At 52.1% G+C, this 18,242-nt stretch carries 16 protein-coding genes; 7 read left to right on the forward strand and 9 right to left on the reverse strand.

Going from position 1 to position 18,242, the window contains the following annotated elements:
• Positions 1-107 precede the first annotated feature (107 nt).
• The 8 genes from TERTU_RS15855 to TERTU_RS15890 form a co-directional block, all read right to left on the reverse strand.
• Positions 108-1,571 (reverse strand): SPOR domain-containing protein, encoded by a 1,464-nt coding sequence (locus TERTU_RS15855; RefSeq protein ID WP_015819059.1) that lies wholly within the window; start codon positions 1,569-1,571, stop codon positions 108-110.
• Between the two features lie 101 nt (positions 1,572-1,672).
• Entirely contained in the window at positions 1,673-2,758 is a 1,086-nt protein-coding gene (gene aroB / locus TERTU_RS15860; RefSeq protein ID WP_015817408.1) for a 3-dehydroquinate synthase, read from the reverse strand.
• A 77-nt stretch (positions 2,759-2,835) separates the two neighbouring features.
• A complete protein-coding gene (aroK, locus tag TERTU_RS15865; RefSeq protein ID WP_015817934.1) occupies positions 2,836-3,345 on the reverse strand; it encodes a shikimate kinase AroK in 510 nt (169 codons plus the stop codon).
• Between the two features lie 2 nt (positions 3,346-3,347).
• The gene (locus tag TERTU_RS15870) at positions 3,348-5,531 is read right to left on the reverse strand and encodes a type IV pilus secretin PilQ (RefSeq protein WP_015820035.1); all 2,184 of its coding nucleotides are present in this window, start codon (positions 5,529-5,531) and stop codon (positions 3,348-3,350) included.
• Between the two features lie 4 nt (positions 5,532-5,535).
• Positions 5,536-6,066: a pilus assembly protein PilP gene (locus TERTU_RS15875; protein ID WP_015819582.1), complete on the reverse strand. Its 531-nt coding sequence runs from the start codon at positions 6,064-6,066 to the stop codon at positions 5,536-5,538.
• A complete protein-coding gene (locus tag TERTU_RS15880) occupies positions 6,066-6,689 on the reverse strand; it encodes a type IV pilus inner membrane component PilO (RefSeq protein WP_015818615.1) in 624 nt (207 codons plus the stop codon). The genes TERTU_RS15875 and TERTU_RS15880 overlap by 1 nt, the downstream gene beginning before the upstream one ends.
• A 1-nt stretch (position 6,690) precedes the next feature.
• Positions 6,691-7,251: a PilN domain-containing protein gene (locus TERTU_RS15885; RefSeq protein ID WP_015818174.1), complete on the reverse strand. Its 561-nt coding sequence runs from the start codon at positions 7,249-7,251 to the stop codon at positions 6,691-6,693.
• A 1-nt stretch (position 7,252) separates the two neighbouring features.
• Positions 7,253-8,320 (reverse strand): pilus assembly protein PilM, encoded by a 1,068-nt coding sequence (locus tag TERTU_RS15890; RefSeq protein ID WP_015817639.1) that lies wholly within the window; start codon positions 8,318-8,320, stop codon positions 7,253-7,255.
• Between the two features lie 154 nt (positions 8,321-8,474).
• On the opposite strand from TERTU_RS15890, the gene TERTU_RS15895 reads away from it, so the two are divergent.
• From TERTU_RS15895 to TERTU_RS15905, 3 genes are all read left to right on the forward strand, one after another.
• A complete protein-coding gene (locus tag TERTU_RS15895; protein WP_143876292.1) occupies positions 8,475-11,039 on the forward strand; it encodes a penicillin-binding protein 1A in 2,565 nt (854 codons plus the stop codon).
• 161 nt (positions 11,040-11,200) lie between these two features.
• Complete coding sequence (rpmE, locus tag TERTU_RS15900; RefSeq protein ID WP_015820904.1) at positions 11,201-11,410, forward strand: 50S ribosomal protein L31; 210 nt, start codon at positions 11,201-11,203, stop codon at positions 11,408-11,410.
• 91 nt (positions 11,411-11,501) lie between these two features.
• Positions 11,502-13,721: a primosomal protein N' gene (locus TERTU_RS15905; RefSeq protein WP_015819468.1), complete on the forward strand. Its 2,220-nt coding sequence runs from the start codon at positions 11,502-11,504 to the stop codon at positions 13,719-13,721.
• Here TERTU_RS15905 and TERTU_RS15910 read toward each other — a convergent pair.
• Complete coding sequence (locus TERTU_RS15910) at positions 13,718-14,788, reverse strand: hypothetical protein (RefSeq protein WP_015819210.1); 1,071 nt, start codon at positions 14,786-14,788, stop codon at positions 13,718-13,720. The genes TERTU_RS15905 and TERTU_RS15910 overlap by 4 nt on opposite strands.
• A 388-nt stretch (positions 14,789-15,176) precedes the next feature.
• Here TERTU_RS15910 and TERTU_RS15915 point away from each other — a divergent pair, with 388 nt between their 5' ends.
• The 4 genes from TERTU_RS15915 (at position 15,177) to TERTU_RS15930 (ending at position 18,217) form a co-directional block, all read left to right on the forward strand.
• On the forward strand, positions 15,177-15,761 hold the full coding sequence (locus TERTU_RS15915; protein WP_015818247.1) for an SPOR domain-containing protein: 585 nt from the start codon (positions 15,177-15,179) through the stop codon (positions 15,759-15,761).
• Between the two features lie 189 nt (positions 15,762-15,950).
• The gene (gene hslV, locus TERTU_RS15920) at positions 15,951-16,490 is read left to right on the forward strand and encodes an ATP-dependent protease subunit HslV (protein ID WP_015818432.1); all 540 of its coding nucleotides are present in this window, start codon (positions 15,951-15,953) and stop codon (positions 16,488-16,490) included.
• A gap of 30 nt (positions 16,491-16,520) precedes the next feature.
• Positions 16,521-17,837: an ATP-dependent protease ATPase subunit HslU gene (gene hslU / locus TERTU_RS15925; RefSeq protein WP_015816924.1), complete on the forward strand. Its 1,317-nt coding sequence runs from the start codon at positions 16,521-16,523 to the stop codon at positions 17,835-17,837.
• Positions 17,837-18,217, forward strand: a complete 381-nt coding sequence (locus TERTU_RS15930; protein ID WP_015817518.1) for a gamma-butyrobetaine hydroxylase family protein — start codon at positions 17,837-17,839, stop codon at positions 18,215-18,217. The genes hslU and TERTU_RS15930 overlap by 1 nt, the downstream gene beginning before the upstream one ends.
• Positions 18,218-18,242: the final 25 nt, after the last annotated feature.

An 18,242-nucleotide genomic window follows, 5' to 3' on the forward strand; every position in this document is an offset into this window, starting at 1 on the left:
CTTGAGATTTGGGCGCAGAATGTTAACTGCATGTCCCTCTGATAGCAAGAAGAATATCGGCGAACGCCTTTGATGTAGCATTTAAAATACGTAAAACGCACCTAAAATCATCGATTTTCTTTTATTTCGCGCTTAACATCGCCAATTGCTCTAGGCCAGGGTCCGGCGCTTTTTTGTTCTTTAGGTAGAGATTTTAATGCTAAAAGTGCCGCTTCTTTAGACTCATAAACGCCCGCCAAAACCACATACACGGGTCGCCCTGCACGCAAAACGCGATATAAATGAAGGTCTTTTTTGTTAGATTGTCGTGCCAAATAGGCCTCGAGTGCGCCTTTTTTGGTCGCGGAGAGAACCTGCAGAGTGAATTCTGTGTCCTTTCGTGAAAGTAAAAATACCTCGTCCGATGTTAAACCGTCTACTTTCACCGTAGATTTCTTTGGATATGACACTTGGGTAACACTTGGTGCAGGAGTGGGAGTTGGTTCCGCGACAGTCATCTCGAGCGGTTCATTCACCTCGCGCTCTCCCTGAACTGCAGCACGAGTGCCTTCATCGAGATCGCCAGCAACCTGATCAACTTCGCTCTCCGGTGCGAAAGAAGGTTTGAACGCGCTTTCAGCATCACTATCAGCCGGGATTAGCGTTTTACCATCTGAAATTGGCGCAGGCAGAGGCGTATGATTTATCGAAGGCTCACTATCGTCGCGCAATACTAGTGCCCAAACTAAAACAGTGGTCAGCAGTGCAAGCGCAACGATATGCCCGACAGGTAACGTTTTTCGAGGCGCCCGCTGCGTTTCTATTGGGTCCAGATCGCCGACCTCGGGCAAATCGAAAGTGACCTGCGACATCGACTGGTTACCCTGTGCTTCGGCACTAATCGCTAACAAAACTTCGGCTTTCCCAGGATTACCCTGCGCTTGATCCCATGCCTGATCAAACACCTCTGCAGAATAGTCATCGCCGCCGGCACGGAGGAATCCAGCCACCCAGTCATCGCGCAACAGAGGCGGGCACTCAAAATCGTAAACCGGCACATCAACCAACTGCAGAGCGTCGACACGCTCTAGAAAACCTCGCTCGGCGGAGAAGACAAGCCGCAATCCAAAACCCGAATTGCCGCCTCCTTGAAGTAGACTCAACAGCGCACCCAGCGCAGCATCGTCCACAAAATCTGCATTATCGATGAGCACGACCGCTTTCATCTGCTCTGCAGCCAATTGCTGCGACCAAACCCGCACTTGAGCCAGAAGCTCACCGGCGGTTGATTTGGCTAGGACACCAAGGGCGCGCAAAATTTTAGCAAGCAGATCGCCGAGCTCTGTTTTTGAAGAGAGGGTAACCAGAATACACTCGTCGACACTATCGAATTGACGACCGAGTTCGTGAATCAACGTGGTTTTACCGGTGGCTTCTGCTCCAACAACAATTGGCAGACCATCGCCAAATTGGACAAGATGCACCACCTGATCGAGCAGAGCATCTCTCTCGTGACTGGTATAGTAAGGGCTGTTGGAATCAGCGGGAGAAGATACGACGATGTCTTCGTGCCTGTCCGTACGTTCCCCCATAAAGACCTCGCCTGGCTAATAATGTGTGTAAATGTCCGCTTACATCGCTGAATAGGTGTTTTGCTATCGCACGCAAAGAATGTCTTCACCCTGCAGAGCACTTAGCCTATGCAGCGATCCCGGAGCAACTGCTGCAATACCACGGCATCGAAGTCACCTGTCACCACGGCATTACCCAAACCACGCTGTAACACCAGGCGGAGCCCCCCGTCGAGCACTTTTTTATCGATAGCCATATATCTCATGAAGGCATCGGGACTCATACCTGACGGAGGCTCAGTCGGCAAGCCTGCTGCGGCGATCAATGCTACTGCGCGATCACACTCCTTCGCGTCAAGCCACCCCAATCGCGAAGAAAGCTCGCAAGCCAACACCATACCTGCGCCCACGGCCTCGCCGTGCACCCAATCACCATACCCCTGATGAGATTCGATAGCGTGACCGAAGGTGTGACCCAAATTTAGAATTGCGCGAATTCCCGACTCTTTTTCATCCTGGGCAACAACCCGGGCTTTAATCGCACATGACACTTCAATCGCATACGCCAAGGCCTCTGACTCTCTCGCTAACAGCGCTGGCATATTCGTTTCGAGCCACTCAAAAAATGGGATATCTGCAATTATTCCGTATTTGATGACTTCCGCCAAACCTGCACTTAATTCTCGTTCCGGCAGGGTGTCCAACACCTGCGTATCGATAACCACCGCTTGCGGCTGGTAAAAAGCGCCGATCATGTTCTTGCCTTGCGGGTGATTGACTCCAGTCTTGCCGCCTACGGAAGAGTCAACTTGCGACAGCAAAGTGGTAGGCACCTGGATGAAGTTCACTCCGCGCTGGTAACAGGCCGCAGCGAAGCCAGTCATATCACCAACGACACCACCTCCCAGAGCAATCAAGGTCGTTTTTCGATTGTGGCGCTGCGCTATCAGCGTATCGAAAATAGTGTTGAGCACACCCAGAGTTTTGTGTTGCTCACCATCGGGTAAGACGACCGAATCAAGTTTGTCACAATGAGACAAGGTGGCTTTCAGCTGCGCCAAATAGAGCGGCGCGACAGTCGTATTGGTAACAACTAACACCTGCTGTGAAGATAGATGAGGTGTGAAAAGTGCAGGATTCTGCAACAGTGATTGACCGATAAATATCGGATAGCTCCGCTCACCTAAATCGAGATTCAGCGTACGCACAATTTGTCTCTCTTATATCAATGCCTGAATAAAGCTGCATTGTATATAAGAAACCAGCGAGGATCACCCTGAGTGGTTTAGCGTTGCAGGTATTCGGCGATATGCTGGACAACATACTTGGGGCTGCGACCGTCGGTCACCAACACGTAATCAGCGACACTTCGGTAGAGCGGGTCTCGCACGGTATACAGTTCAACGATCTTTTCGCGAGGATTATCGACCTGAAGCAAGGGGCGCTTTTTATCTTTATAAGTGCGGTTTACCAGTTGATCGATGCTAGCAGTGAGATAAATGACGGTACCCGCAGCCTGTAGAATATGCCGGTTTTGCTCCCGAGTAACAATGCCACCCCCAGTCGCAATCACCACATCCTGATACTGGGCTAAATCGTCCAGCACACTGGTTTCACGATCACGAAAGCCCGCCTCACCTTCCACGTCAAATATCCAGGGAATATCGGCACCGGTGCGCGCTTCAATCACCTGATCCGTATCGTGAAATTCAGCCTCGAGGCGCTGGGCCAACATGCGACCAATGGTGGATTTGCCGGCCCCCATCGGGCCGACAAGAAACACAGGACGGGTCACAACTATTCGACGAAATCTGAATTCATGATGCGAGGAGTGATAAATATCAACAGCTCGCGCTTATCTTCCTGACTAATATCGTAGCGGAAGAGTCGGCCCAGCAAGGGAATATCGCCGAGCAAAGGCACTTTCGATTGCCCTTTGCGCTGCTCGGTCGCATAAATACCCCCAAGAACCACCGTATCGCCATCCGCAACCAGGACTGAAGTATCCAGGTGGGTAATATCGATAATTGGGACACCGGATTCATAACCGGTCACAGAGTCCTGAAGAATTTCCAGATCCATAATAATACGGTTGTCAGGCGTAATCTGGGGGGTCACATCCAGACGCAACACAACATCTTTAAATGAGATTGTAGTGCCGCCGCTTGCCGACTCTTCTTGGAATGGCACAGATGTACCAGACTGGATAGACGCCTGCTGCTTATCGCCAGTGATCACTTTGGGCTGCGAAACAATCTCTGCAAAACCGGAATCCTGTAGCGCAGACAGCTCCATGCCGATCATGAAATTATTACTGATCACGTTCCACGCCAGAGAGCCTGTCGGATTGAACACACCAAGATCGACAAAAGAGTTTTGCGGGAAGGTGTGTGCCCGATCGGCGGTACCATCGCCGTCAGAATCCACGAAAGCACCAGTGATACTGGTTTCATCCGCATAAACACTGTCCAGCGAGCCGGTAAATTCATGAATATGACTACCAGACTTACTTGACTCCACCGCATCGCCAGCAATTCTAAAACCCAGCTCTTTGCGGAAGTCTGAATTCGCGACCACAATACGGGCTTCGATCATTACCTGTCGTACAGGTATGTCAATACGGTCGATCAATTGCTTGAACTGATCAATTTTTTCTTCGGTATCGGTAAGAATAATGGAGTTGGTACGCTCGTCCACAATCGCCTGGCCGCGCTCGGAAAGGATGCTGCCGGTCGAATTGCGCTCGTTACTACCACCTGCTGCACCACCACCGCCGGTGCCACCACCTTCGCCACCAGCACTGCTATCGGAAAACAGGTTAAACAGTTCACGGGCGTTCGCGTAACGGATCCGAATATATTCGGTGCGCAGTGGCGCCAGCTCCTGTAGTTGCTTCTTGGTTTCGATTTCCTGCTTTTCACGTTCAGCGATTTCAGCGGCCGGGGCAACCATCAACACATTGCCTACCTGGCGCTTGTCCAGCCCTTTAGTCTTCAGAACCAGATCCAGCGCCTGATCCCAGGGCACATTCTCCAACCGCAGTGTGATACTGCCTGAGACGGTATCGCTGGCAACCAGGTTCAGCTCAGTGAAGTCTGCAATTAACTGCAGGACAGAGCGCACCTGAATGTCTTGGAAATTGAGCGACAAGCGTTCTCCAGTGTAAGCAAAGGCCTTTTTCTTCTCGGCGATTTCTTGCGAGGTTAAAGGTTTTACACTGAGCACGTACTCGTTGTCCGCCTGGTACGCCAGATAGTCGTAGTCACCGGACGCTTCGATTTCCATGAGTGCAGTGCTGCCTTCCATCGAAGAAGACACGATGCTGACCGGAGTCGCAAAGTCAACCACATCCAGTTTGCGTCGCATTTCCATTGGGATTTTGGTTTCGACAAAGCGCACCGTTATGCCCTTGGAGTTTTCTTGAACATCAATACTGATGTTGGGATTAGATAAAGTAATGATTACCTTACCCTCACCCGTCTCGCCGCGACGAAAATCAATATTGCGAATAACTGAAGCCCCCGAAACTTCGGCCGGGCTGGATTGTTCAACAACCCCCAAATCCGCCACTTCACTGCGCGGGGCATAGCCGATACCAGTTGACTCCTCACCAACCTCCAACACCAGCTCATTGCCTTCAACACGAGAAACAAATGGCACTAATTTATTCAGGTTCACGATCATTCGGGTGCGGCCGCCACCGGCAACGATAACTGCGCTGGCCACTTCACCCACTGACATGTTGTATTTTTTCTGACTCAGAGCATTGTCCACATCAACAAAATCCAACACGATACGTGCAGGCTGATCGATGGTGTAACTTTGTGGCGCTACTACATCACCACCGAATTTAAGTCTCAGTTCTGCGCGCTCCCCGGGCAGCTCCGAAAAAGAAATATCATTCAAGCTGCTCGCTCCAGCCAGGTTGCACATCGACAGCAGCGCAACGGCGAGCAGAATTCTTACTTTATTAGCTAACATGTGATTATTCCTTCTCCGATAAAGCGAGAACACTTGGTCTCTCCACCCAACCATCTAGGCCGTCGGAGACGATTTCGAGGATTTCAATTTTTGATTCGGTGGTTTCAATTATTTTGCCGTGGTTTTTACCAATGTAATTACCATCGGTAACCCAGTTGATCATCCCGGCATCGTCCCGCACCAATGCCCACAAAGTACCGCCTTTTTCAAGGGTACCCACCATGCGCAATGAGCTGAGATCAAAGCCTTCGAGATATTCTTTTTCGCGGTTGAAATCCGGCTTCACATCACTGGATGACTGCGAGTAAATTCGTCGTTCCACATCAACCGGCAACTCGAAAGGACTCCGCAAACGCGCAGCACTGTATACGAACGACTCATAGGGTCGAAAACCGGGCAATGCTTCAATACTTCCCGCAGGGCGCTGCTTAACTTCTGCAATATAGGCATCCAAATCGGAATCGTTACCTGTATCGCAACCGCCCAACAGCAGAACAACCGCGACCAATCCTAAGTGTGTACGTACGCGCAACATTACTGATCGTCCTGGGATTTATAGCGATAGGTTCGGGCGATAATGTCCATATTGAGCGGCGCCGGCCCGTCTTCACGTGGTTTGGTAATTGTAAAATCGTGCAAAGTCACGATTCGAGGCATACCAGCTACACCGCTTACGAAAGCACCAAATTCGTGGTAGCCCCCAGATATTTTTATCTTGATGGGAAGCTCAATATGGAATTCGGTCGAAACTTCAGGCTGAAGCTCAATACTTTCAATGACAGAACGGCTTTCCACACCCTTTTCGTCGATGTCTTCAAGCAAACCCGGCACCTCAGTATCGCTGGGTAGGCGGGATACTAAGGCGCCAAATGACTCTTCCATTTCCTGCATCTGCAACCGGTAACGATCCAGGTTTGCCGCTTCAAAAGCCTTGCGCTCAAACGACTGACGAAGTGTCGTTTCCTGCCGCTCCGCGGCCTCCAGCTGCAAGTTTTTATCTTTTACAACGAAGAAATAACCAGCGGCAACGATCAGCGCGGCAGCCAGCAAGCATAGTAGCGCGCGCACCGGCACCGGCCATACGCCGACACGATCCCAGTCCACATCGTTTATATCGAAGTTTTGCGCTTGCTCGAGTAGTTGGTTGAGGTCAGCCATATTATTCTTCCGCCTCAGCGTTAGGTAAAACAGCCATCAGATCCATTTTGAACCGGCTCGCCTGCTCTCCGTCCGCCGGAGAGGCCACGACCGAGCGAAGGTTTGGATCCGAAAACCACGGGGATTCATCCAGCTGGCGCATAAAGGTGGAGACCCTGTTATTGGATTCGCTTACACCTTCTACTGAGATGCGATTGCCCGATTTCGACAAGGTGGTTACAAACACGCCGTCGGGAACGGCACGCGCAAACTCATCGAAATAATGCACAATAATCGACCGCTTACCCTCGAGATCCTGAATGACCTTCATTCGGTCTAATAACTGTTGGCGCTTCTTTTTCAAATCCTGGATTTCGACAACCCGCTTCTGGAGCAAATTAATTTCGCCCTGAAGCTTATTGTTGCGCGCATTCTGATTTTGGATGGAACCGTCTACCGAGCGCACCCATAAAAACGCGACACCCACCGCGAGTATGCAAACCCCCGCCAACTGAGTAAGGAATTCTTTTTTCTTTTCCTGACGAAACTCTTCGCGCCAAGGTAAAAGGTTGATCTGAGCCATGTTACACAAAGCCCCTCATAGCCAGCCCCGTTGCAATCATCAGCGAAGGCGCGTCGTTTGAAAGCGCGGTTGCATTTACCCGCGATGAAACCGACATATTCGCAAACGGATTTGCGACTGTCGCAGATGTGCCCAGCTTTTCTTCAATTAAACCGGCCAAGCCGGAGAGAGAAGCCACCCCCCCAGCGAGAACAATGTGGTCGACATCGTTGTATTGGCTGGATGAGAAGAAGAATTGCAACGAACGTGTTACCTGCTGAACGACGGCATCTTTAAAAGGCTCGAGCACTTCCGGCTCGTAATCATCGGGCAAACCGCCCTGCTTTTTCGCCAGACCCGCTTCTTCCGCGGACAAACCATAGCGGCGCTGAATTTCTTCAGTTAGCTGCTTACCGCCAAACAACTGCTCGCGCGTATAAATAGTCTTGCCATCCACCAACACACTCAGGGTGGTCATAGTGGCGCCAATATCTAAAATCGCCACCACCTGCTCTTCCTGATCCTCCAGCTGCTCCTGAATGAGCCCGAACGCGCGTTCCATGGTGTAGGCTTCCACGTCAACCACTTTGGCGCGTAAGTCAGCTAGTTCAAGAACAGACGCTCGTATATCAACGTTTTCACGCCGACAAGCTGCAAGCAATACTTCGACCTGGTCTGGATTTTTAGCGGAAGGCCCCAACACGTCAAAGTCGATCGCGACTTCCTCGAGCGGGTAAGGAATGTACTGATCTGCCTCGAGAGAGATTTGCGACTCCAGCGCTTCTTCTCCCAAATCTCCGGGCATTTCAATCACTTTAGTAATAACAGAGGAACCTGGAACAGCAACGGCACAATCTTTGACTTTGGTCCGCGACGATTGCACCACAGCTTTGATAGCCTGGGCGACCGCCTCAACGTCATTGATGTTTTTTTCGACTACTGCATTGGGTGGCAGAGCACGCACAGCATAGTTCTCGACCCTATAGCCGTTACCTTGCTGACTGAACTCTAACAACTTAACTGTTGTCGAACTCACATCTAAGCCGAGTACGGGATTCTTTTTTTTGTCGAACAAACTGAGAATGCCCATTTTTCTATCTATATCCGCTACTTAGGTTATGTTTATGTTATAGCACTTTAAGTAGAGGCTGCAACCGGATACTACGTAGGTAAAGTGTGAAAAAGGTCTTATAATGACCAAACTCACGCCATTCCCGCCTTAATTTCTGAATTACAATAGCCGAATGAGTCATAAGAACCCCTACCTAATAGCCACAGCATGGTTAGTGCTGGCCGGCACCGGAGCCGCCCTATCGCTGTTGGCCGGCATGTACCTTTATCTCAGCCCGCAGCTTCCGTCCGTCGATAGCCTTCGCGACGTCAAACTGCAAACCCCCCTGCGTATCTACTCGAGGGACAAAAAGTTGATCGCCGAATTTGGCGAAAAACGACGAAACCCAGTCAAGTATGATGAAATCCCGCAAGCCTATATTGACGCCCTGCTGTCCGCTGAGGACGACACTTTCTTTGAGCATGGCGGCGTGTCACTCAAAGGCTTGATGCGGGCAGCAACCCAGTTAGTCACCACCGGACGGCGCGCCTCTGGCGGCAGCACAATCACAATGCAGGTTGCGCGCAACTATTACCTCTCACGGCGCAAGACTTTCGCTAGAAAATTCAATGAAATTTTACTGGCGTTGCGAATAGAACAAGAACTGAGCAAAGAGGAAATCCTGGAGCTTTACGTCAATGTCATTTTTCTGGGCAATCGTGCGTACGGTATTAAAGCGGCAAGTCAGGTTTATTACGGCAAGGAACTGCACGACTTAAGTTTAGCTCAAATTGCAATGCTCGCAGGCCTGCCCAAGGGCCCGTCCTCGATGAACCCCATTGCTAATCCTCCGCGAGCCCTGGAAAGACGCAACTGGATCTTGGGCCGCATGCTGGAACTGGAAAAGATCGATGACGCAGCATACAACCTGGCGGTCGCCGAACCCGTAACCGCTGAGTACCATAGCAGTAACGTCGATGTAAACGCTCCCTATGTCGCCGAAATGGCGCGCACCAAAGCAATTGAACTGTTTGGCCTGGATGCCTACACGGAAGGCTACAAAGTATACACCTCAATCGACAGCCGGCTGCAAAACAAAGCCCAGCAATCAGTGATCGACGGGCTCATTCTCTATGATGAAAGGCACGGCTATCGCGGCGCGGAGCAGCAGTGGCCGCTGCTGCCTGGAATGAATACGCCGGAACCAGAAGCTAACGAGGAAGAGCCATCTGGCGATAGCGAGCGCTTACAAACGACCGCTATCGAGATTGACTACACCCCCTGGCAAGAGAAGCTTTCAACCATACCCGTGTACGGCGGTCTCATTCCCGCCGTCGTGATCGCCGTTGGCGAGCAAACCGCCAGGGTACTGCTCGAGGACGGAACACAGCTCGAACTCGGCTGGGAGCAAGGTCTTAAAACAGCAGCCCCATATATAAATGAAAGCAGTGTGGGGCCGCGGCCCGACTCCGCACAGGAGATCTTCGAGCCAGGCGCTCTAATACGCCTGCGCCAACTGGATGGTCATTGGCAGTTGTCACAGATACCGGCTGCGCAATCAGCGCTAGTGGCACTTTCCCCGCACAATGGCGCAGTGCTCTCACTCGTGGGTGGCTTCGATTTCAATCAAAGCCACTTTAATCGCGTTACTCAGGCCAGGCGCCAACCGGGCTCCAATTTCAAACCCTTTATTTACACCGCAGCGTTAGAAAATGGCATGACAGCTGCCACCATTATTAACGATGCCCCATTTGTTATTGAAGACGATGCACTGGAGAGTACCTGGCGGCCCAAAAACGATGGCGGCCGGTTTGATGGGCCAACGCGCTTGCGGCGTGCACTTTACCGCTCGCGCAACCTGGTATCAGTACGCATACTGCGTGAAATAGGGGTATCTACTGCTATCAGCGGCATGCACCGCTATGGCTTCAATGAAGCAGAGCTGCCTCGTGACTTATCGCTGGCCTTGGGCAGCCCCGGCCTGGCCCCCTTGGACATCGCCAATGGCTACGCCGTGTTTGCAAACGGCGGGTACCGTGTAGTGCCTTTCCTAATAGAGAGAATTGTAGATTACGATGCTAACGTGGTGTATGAAGCTCTGCCACACACTGTCTGCAAGAGTTGTGATCAAGAGACAGGTGGCGACGATAGCAGCGAAACCAACCTCAACGCCCCCTTTGCCTTTACCGGCGACGCGTTCGAGTTGCCTTTTGATATAAAGCGGTTACTGGGATTGCTCGAACCTCAAGATTTCCCCCGCGCAGCAAAGGTGCTCGATGATCGCGTTGCCTACATCATGGATTCCATCCTCCAGGATGTCATTCGCAAAGGCACAGGTGTGCGAGCCAAAGCGCTTGGCCGCGGCGACCTGGCCGGTAAAACGGGTACGACTAACGGACCCAACGACGCATGGTTCACTGGTTATAACGGCGAGATAGTCACCACCACCTGGGTTGGATTTGACCAGTTTGAGCCTTTGGGAAATCGCGAATACGGCGGCTCTGCGGCGCTTCCCATCTGGATAGATTTTATGCGAACCGCACTAGAAAACACCCCGGAAACACCGCGACCTCAACCTGCGGGCATTGTCACGGTCCGAATCGATCCGGAGACCGGACTGCGGGCACGCGCCGGCGATCCCGATGCCATCTTCGAAATTTTCCGCAGCGAATTCGCGCCCGCAGAAATTGACGAAGAGCAGCCCAACGGGAAATCACCTTACGATACCAGTGCCACCATTACTGAAGAGCTGTTTTAGTCAACCCGTAGCGCTAGCTACTTGCACTGGCGGCACTTTCTGGTAGTATGCCGCCTCCCTAAGTCCGGACATCCGGCAATAGTCTTACCCACGAGGTGCGGTGCCTGGCAATAGATCAGGTGGCGGCATCCAGCAAGGCCTGAATAAGGCAAGAGGCGAAAATGAAAGAAGATATTCAACCAAAATACGGCGACATGACTGCGACCTGCAGCTGTGGCAATGTCATTAAAACCCGTTCTACTCTGGCGAAAGACATTCATGTCGACGTTTGCTCCGAGTGCCACCCGTTTTATACCGGCAAGCAAAAAGTTGTCGATAGCGGCGGCCGTATTGATCGCTTCAACAAGCGCTTTACTCGTCGCAGCAAGTAATTCGCTCTTGCGTTCCCGAATACCCGCCTAACCAGGCGGGTATTTTCGTTATAGAATCTGCAGCCCCAACACTGCCAATTTCACACTCAAGATGACAACCACCCAAGACTGGTTCATCTCCGTTGCACTACCCGTTCCCCTGCGCAACACGTTCGACTACCGGCTCCCGACCGAGGCAGACCCAACTGCGAACTACATGGGATGTCGGGTTGCGGTTAATTTCGGCCACCAGGCGATGGTTGGCATTATTCTCTCTTGCCACCAGACTTCAACATACGATCCGGCGAAGATCGTTGCGGCGCTCGAAATCCTGGACCATAAACCGCTATTCACCGCTGAACTATTAAATTTATGCTGGTGGGCCGCGGATTACTACCAGCACCCGCTGGGTGAAACCCTTTCAACCGCGATGCCAACCCCGCTCCGGCAAGGCAAATCCAGTGCGCCGACACTCGCAGCCTGGCAACTGACGACAGAAGGGAAAGGGTTACCGGAAACCGCGCTCAAGCGTGCCAAAAAACAACAAATAGCGCTGCAATATCTCCTGCACAACGATTTCTTATTAGACGCCGACGCGCGCAAGCTGGACATCAACAGTACAACCATGGCGGCGATGCAGAAAAAAGGGCTGGTGGAAAAAGTCGAACGGGTTCCAGAGCATCAAGCGCCCAAAGACGCAGCAGATCAGCTGCTGCGCGAGTCACCGTTAGCTCTTACAGAGGAGCAAGAGGCTGCTCTCAGTCAATTGAGTTTTCATCGCTATACCTGCTACTTGCTGGAGGGGGCAACCGGTAGCGGCAAGACTGAGTTTTACTTACAAGCTATTGCACGCACCCTGCAAGCGGGTAAACAGGCGCTGGTCCTAATACCGGAAATCGGCCTCACACCCCAGACGGTGGCGCGGTTCGAGCAACGATTCGCGTGCTCGGTAGCAGAGCTGCATTCAAATGTAAGCGACAGCCAGCGTACCAACAACTGGCTCGCCGCCCGCGATGGCAGAGCACGCATCGTTATTGGCACTCGCTTGGCTTCCCTGTGCCCGATGCAGGATTTAGGAATAATTATTGTCGATGAGGAGCATGACCTGTCTTTTAAACAACAGGATGGGTTGCGGTACTCCGCGAGAGACCTCTCAATTTACCGCGCTAATCAACTGCAGATTCCCATTGTGCTTGGCTCAGCCACACCCTCACTGGAAAGCTTTTACAACGCCATCCACGGCAGGTTCGCCCACTTGCGCCTAACACGCCGCGCCGGTGCAGCCAAGCCCCCCACAATTAGTCGGGTGGATTTACGCGGTAAAACGCTAACGGCCGGCTTGTGTGATGCATCAGTTGCAGTGCTTGAAAAAACCATAGAGCGAGGCCAGCAAGCGATTGTTTTCGTGAACCGTCGCGGGTACGCGCCATCCCTGCTCTGCCACCATTGCGGCTGGATCGCCGAATGCCCCTCGTGCGACGCCAACCTCACGCTGCATAAAGCACCATACCACCTGCACTGCCACCACTGCGATGCACAAAAACCGGTTAACCGACACTGCCCGCAATGCAACAGTCCCGATCTAAACCCGAGAGGTTTGGGCACGGAACAAACGGAGCAGTGGCTGGAGGAGCGGTTTCCCGACACACCGATTATCCGCATTGATAGAGATTCAACGCGACAAAAGAATAGCCTGCAAGAGACCCTTGCGGTGGTGAAATCCGGCAAGCCGTGCATTCTGATTGGCACCCAAATGCTCGCCAAAGGGCACCACTTCCCCAATATCGCGCTGGTCGTTATCGCCGACTGCGACCAGGGGCTCATGAGCGCGGATTATCGCGGCCCGGAGCGGATGGCTCAGTTGGTGATACAGGTTGCAGGCCGAGCAGGCCGGGGAGAAATCCCTGGGCAGGTTCTTATCCAAAGCCACAGCCCGGATCATCCCCTGTTAGATCTGCTGCTTACCAAGGGCTACCATTTATTTGCCCGTCAACTGCTCAACGAACGCCAAACCGCTTTTTTGCCACCATTTACTCACCAGTGCCTGATACGCGCGGAATCCAAACGACCGCAAAATGCAATAGATTTTCTAAAAATGGCTCGTCAACAGTTGTCCAGCTTAATGCCGCCCTCACAGCAGTTACAGTATCTGGGACCGATCCCAGCACGAATGGAGAGAGTAAACGAACGTTTCCGCTACCAACTGCATATCACAGCAGGAAGTCGCAAAGCGTTGCAAAAATTATTGAAGGAGGGAATCGAGAAAATCGACCAGCAGGCACTGGCACGCCGCACCCGCTGGTCTGTGGATGTAGATCCACAGGAAGTTTAGTTAGCCGAACAACCGTCCTCTGGGCAACTACCCAATTCCAGAACCAGAGTGTTCCAGATAATGGTAGAGTCCTGGCCAGCACAGCTGTCGGTCAGGCACGGGCCATCCCACACGCCATTACCCACGGCATCAAAAACACCATTGCTGTTAGCATCGACGAAGAACTCACCCAAGTCGTACATGCCATTAAAGTTTTCATCGGCAAATGCTTCGTGGAAATCGACAAACTGTTCGCCTTCGTCGTAAATATTATTTCCGTTGACGTCATCGAACGATTCGGCCCCACTTGCATAGGCCAGCAGTATCACGTGATCACCGATGCCATAGCCCGAGCCGGAAGTACTGGTCCAGGTCGCCTGACAAATTCCGTCCGCCACGATACATGCCGATGGTCGTACCAGACCCGCCATGGGCGAAACGATAGTCACTTTTGCGCCATCGCGAACCTTGTGACCAAACTGGTCGGTCACAATCATCTGCAGCTCAGCTTCAATACCACCAAGCTCACCAGCGGATTCAATGCGCAGTGATCCATTCGTTACGGGGTTATATGGGTTGCCGTAATAATCATATGGCTCAGAAGAACCTGTGACTTCATCAGAGATGATCACCGACAAGCTAAACGAAGAAGCGCTGAAGCCAGACGTGGAAATTGAGATTTCGTCAGAGAAGCTTTGAATATGCGTACCGTCAATTGTCGCAGTAACATAGAGCGCTACGGGCGCGGTGCCACTACTTACCACTGTGTTCACTTCACCATCGAACCCGGTAGATGCGCGAGTGGTACTCAAGCGCGCACCACCCACATCATCGCTAAGCTCAAAGGTGACACCAACACCACCGAGTGCTGCGCCGTACTGGTCGGTAACCTTGAATGACACCACCGACTGTTCCACGCCGCCCTGGCCCGCTAAGGTCAGGTAATCGGGGGTCGCACTGACAAAGCTGATTTTGGCCACTAAGTCATCAGAACCCACCGTGCCAGGCGCACCGCCACAACCCGCCAGCAACAACGAAGCGAAGATTAGAAAAAAGGAAGATTGAATTAATCGCAGTACACAAACCATAGTTATCCACTCTCAGGCTTTTTACCCAACAGGCTGATGCGACAAAATAAAACCGACCGCAAAACCCGGTTCCGAGAATTATTGCGGTTAAGTCGCGGAAAGAGCCTCTGATAAAACCGCCATAATGAACGGCCTTCAGGCGCTTGAATAACCTCGATAATAGCTTAGATTGTGACGCTAAACCAATAAAAATATTGTAGAAATTCTGTTTCGACCCTCATCTTGTGATACGCTTGCCATTATCTGGCGAACGCCGATTAGTACGCTCTCCTGGCACCCAACACATCGATTCCTGTATCGGCGAATGCTTGGCCGAGCAGTGTTAATGAATGCTAATCCAGTTCGACTCGACTCCTGATTTAAGCTCCACGCAGGTCCACGCTTTCCAATGGCGCAAGATTACTCTCGCACTCGACGCTCATCTAATCGTCGCAAATCCAATGAGCCCCGCGTACCCGCTTGGGTATGGCTGTTTACCGGCTGTGTGCTGGGGGCGTTCATCATGTTTTTAATGCGTTTGTCTCAACTGGACCCGGTACAGCGTATTGCAGACAGCAAAACGACGTCTTCCAGCAGCGCTAAGGTGGCCAAGAAAGAGAGCAAACCGACCCAGCCAAAGTTCGATTTTTACGAAGTTTTAAAAGAAACCCGGGTATCGATTCCCGAGCTCACCGACAAAGACAATACCGTATCGAGCGACGAGCCGCCCGCGCAAACAGATACCTACGAATATATCCTTCAGGTCGCGTCGTTTAAAAACGTGGACGACGCCGAAGAACTCCGCGTTCAGCTATTGTTGCTCAATCTCGATGCCCGGGTTGAACGCGCAGAAGTGCGCAAAGGCGACACCTGGAACCGTGTACTGGTCGGCCCATTTGAATCCCGCTCCATGCTGGCGAAGGCGCGCAGCACACTGGTGTCCAATCACCATGAAGCACTGGTCCTAAAACGGATGAAAGCGCCCGCGCCATAAGTCATCACCTGTCCAGGCTGCCAGTGCGAGCCGTCAAAGCGCCAATGCATTCTCAATAACCTTGCTCCTGTCGCGTCGGCTGACCAGCTTGATTACCCTGCGCTCGGCGTCAGAACGAGCCATGTTTTGCTTGAATTTGTTTTCCCGCGTCCCCACTTTACTGTTTTACACGAGACTTAAGGAAACGCATTGGAACAGTATCGCGGAACCACCATTCTCTCCATTCGCCGCGGCAATCAGGTAGTCATCGGCGGCGACGGCCAGGTTTCTCTTGGCAACACCATCATGAAAGGCAATGCCCGCAAAGTTCGGCGCCTGTATAAAAATCAGGTCATCGCCGGTTTTGCCGGTGGCACCGCAGACGCATTCACCTTGTTCGAGCGCTTTGAAGCCAAACTCGAAAGCCACGGTGGCCAGTTGGTGCGCGCAGCAGTTGAGCTGGCAAAAGACTGGCGCACAGACAGAGCCTTGCGCCGCCTGGAAGCCCTGCTCGCAGTGGCCGACAAGGAAGCATCGCTGATCATTACAGGAAACGGTGATGTTATTCAGCCGGAAGACGACCTGATCGCCATAGGTTCCGGCGGTGCCTTCGCGCAATCGGCCGCTCGCGCCCTGCTTGACAACACCGAGTTGTCTGCGCGGGAAATCGTGCAGAAAGGCCTCACTATTGCAGGCGATATCTGCATTTACACCAACCATAATCAGACGATTGAAGAGCTGGAATACTAATTCTCAAGCGAAGACATAAAAGGTTTACTCATGTCGCAAATGACACCTAGAGAGATTGTCTCGGAACTGGACAAATTTATCGTGGGCCAGCAAGCAGCAAAAAAAGCTGTTGCAATTGCCTTGCGCAATCGTTGGCGCCGTATGCAGGTGGACAAGAGCCTGCGCAACGAAATCACTCCAAAAAATATTCTGATGATCGGCCCTACCGGTGTCGGTAAAACAGAAATTGCACGCCGCCTGGCCAAGCTGGCCAACGCGCCGTTTATTAAAGTAGAAGCCACCAAATTCACCGAAGTGGGCTATGTCGGTCGCGATGTGGAATCGATCGTGCGAGATTTGGTAGACGGCTCCATCAAACTGTTTCGCGAACAGGAGATGGCAAAATGCCGTTATCGCGCGATGGAAGCTGCCGAAGAGCGTATTCTCGACGCGTTGCTGCCACCGGCGCGCAGCAGTGGCGAGGAGCAACATGAATCCAGCACCCGCCAGATATTCCGCAAGAAATTGCGTGAAGGCGATTTGGATGACAAAGAAATCGAAATTGAAATGGCCGCGACACCAGTAGGTGTAGAGATTATGGCGCCACCCGGGATGGAGGACATGACCAGCCAACTGCAAAATATGTTCTCGTCCATGTCATCTGGTAAAACCCGCAAAGCCAAACTCACAGTTAAAAAAGCGTTCAAAAAACTTACCGACGAAGAAGCCGCCAAGCTCATCAACGAAGAAGAGCTCAAAGCACAGGCTATTGAAGCAGCCGAGCAAAACGGCATTGTTTTTATCGATGAAATCGACAAAGTGACCAAGCGCGACAATGCGTCTGGCGCCGATGTATCGCGCGAAGGCGTACAACGTGACCTGCTGCCACTGATCGAAGGCTGCACAGTGAGCACCAAACACGGTATGATCAAAACCGACCATATTCTGTTTATTGCCTCAGGCGCATTCCACCTCTCGAAGCCATCAGATCTGATTCCGGAGTTACAAGGCCGCTTGCCTATCCGCGTTGAACTGGAAGCCTTGAGCCCGGAAGACTTTGAGCGCATTCTCACTGAGCCGGACGCATCCCTCACAGAACAACACCAGGCGCTGCTGGCAACCGAAGGGGTGAGTCTCGCGTTCAGCAAAGATGGGATTCGACGGATCGCCGAAACCGCTTTTGATGTAAACGAGCGTACCGAAAACATCGGTGCCCGACGCTTGCATACAGTATTGGAGAAGCTCTTGGAAGAAGCCTCTTTCAACACCGACGGTGAATCAGTTGAAATAGTGGTAGACGCTGCCTTTGTGGATAAACAGTTGGGCGAACTTGCAACGAATGAAGATTTGAGCCGCTATATACTCTGATGCAACCAACACATATTAAACTGCACCGAAAATCCGGTATTATCGAGCTGACCTGGGCGGAAACAGTGTTTTCGCTCAGCGCCGAGTACCTGCGCGTATTTTCACCATCGGCAGAGGTAACCGGCCATGGCACCGGACAGGAAGTTCTGCAGCTTAATAAGTCAGGGGTACAAATTACCGGCGTTGAGCCGCAAGGGAACTACGCCATAAAACTGGTTTTCAGTGATGGCCACGACACAGGCATATACACCTGGCAGTATTTGCACGAACTGGCCACTAACCACACCGCCAACTGGCAGGATTACCTGCAACGTGTTGCCGCGCACAAGCAAGAGGAAGAAGCCGCGGAAACAACTGCGGTTAAATGGATCGATCCCTGACAGCAGAGCCGTAAACCCCCCGTGG

The organism is Teredinibacter turnerae T7901, assembly GCF_000023025.1.
Taxonomy (GTDB): Bacteria; Pseudomonadota; Gammaproteobacteria; order Pseudomonadales; family Cellvibrionaceae; genus Teredinibacter; species Teredinibacter turnerae_B.

Bases quoted from the DNA above. Each gene is read 5' to 3' on its own strand.
- TERTU_RS15905 (WP_015819468.1), top strand. From the start codon at position 11,502: ATGACAACCACCCAAGACTGGTTCATCTCCGTTGCACTACCCGTTCCC.
- TERTU_RS15880 (WP_015818615.1), bottom strand. From the start codon at position 6,689: ATGGCTGACCTCAACCAACTACTCGAGCAAGCGCAAAACTTCGATATA.
- TERTU_RS15930 (WP_015817518.1), top strand. From the start codon at position 17,837: ATGCAACCAACACATATTAAACTGCACCGAAAATCCGGTATTATCGAG.
- TERTU_RS15915 (WP_015818247.1), top strand. From the start codon at position 15,177: ATGGCGCAAGATTACTCTCGCACTCGACGCTCATCTAATCGTCGCAAA.
- TERTU_RS15885 (WP_015818174.1), bottom strand. From the start codon at position 7,251: ATGGCTCAGATCAACCTTTTACCTTGGCGCGAAGAGTTTCGTCAGGAA.
- hslU (WP_015816924.1), top strand. From the start codon at position 16,521: ATGTCGCAAATGACACCTAGAGAGATTGTCTCGGAACTGGACAAATTT.
- TERTU_RS15855 (WP_015819059.1), bottom strand. From the start codon at position 1,571: ATGGGGGAACGTACGGACAGGCACGAAGACATCGTCGTATCTTCTCCC.
- rpmE (WP_015820904.1), top strand. From the start codon at position 11,201: ATGAAAGAAGATATTCAACCAAAATACGGCGACATGACTGCGACCTGC.
- TERTU_RS15895 (WP_143876292.1), top strand. From the start codon at position 8,475: ATGAGTCATAAGAACCCCTACCTAATAGCCACAGCATGGTTAGTGCTG.
- TERTU_RS15875 (WP_015819582.1), bottom strand. From the start codon at position 6,066: ATGTTGCGCGTACGTACACACTTAGGATTGGTCGCGGTTGTTCTGCTG.
- TERTU_RS15870 (WP_015820035.1), bottom strand. From the start codon at position 5,531: ATGTTAGCTAATAAAGTAAGAATTCTGCTCGCCGTTGCGCTGCTGTCG.
- TERTU_RS15910 (WP_015819210.1), bottom strand. From the start codon at position 14,788: ATGGTTTGTGTACTGCGATTAATTCAATCTTCCTTTTTTCTAATCTTC.
- TERTU_RS15890 (WP_015817639.1), bottom strand. From the start codon at position 8,320: ATGGGCATTCTCAGTTTGTTCGACAAAAAAAAGAATCCCGTACTCGGC.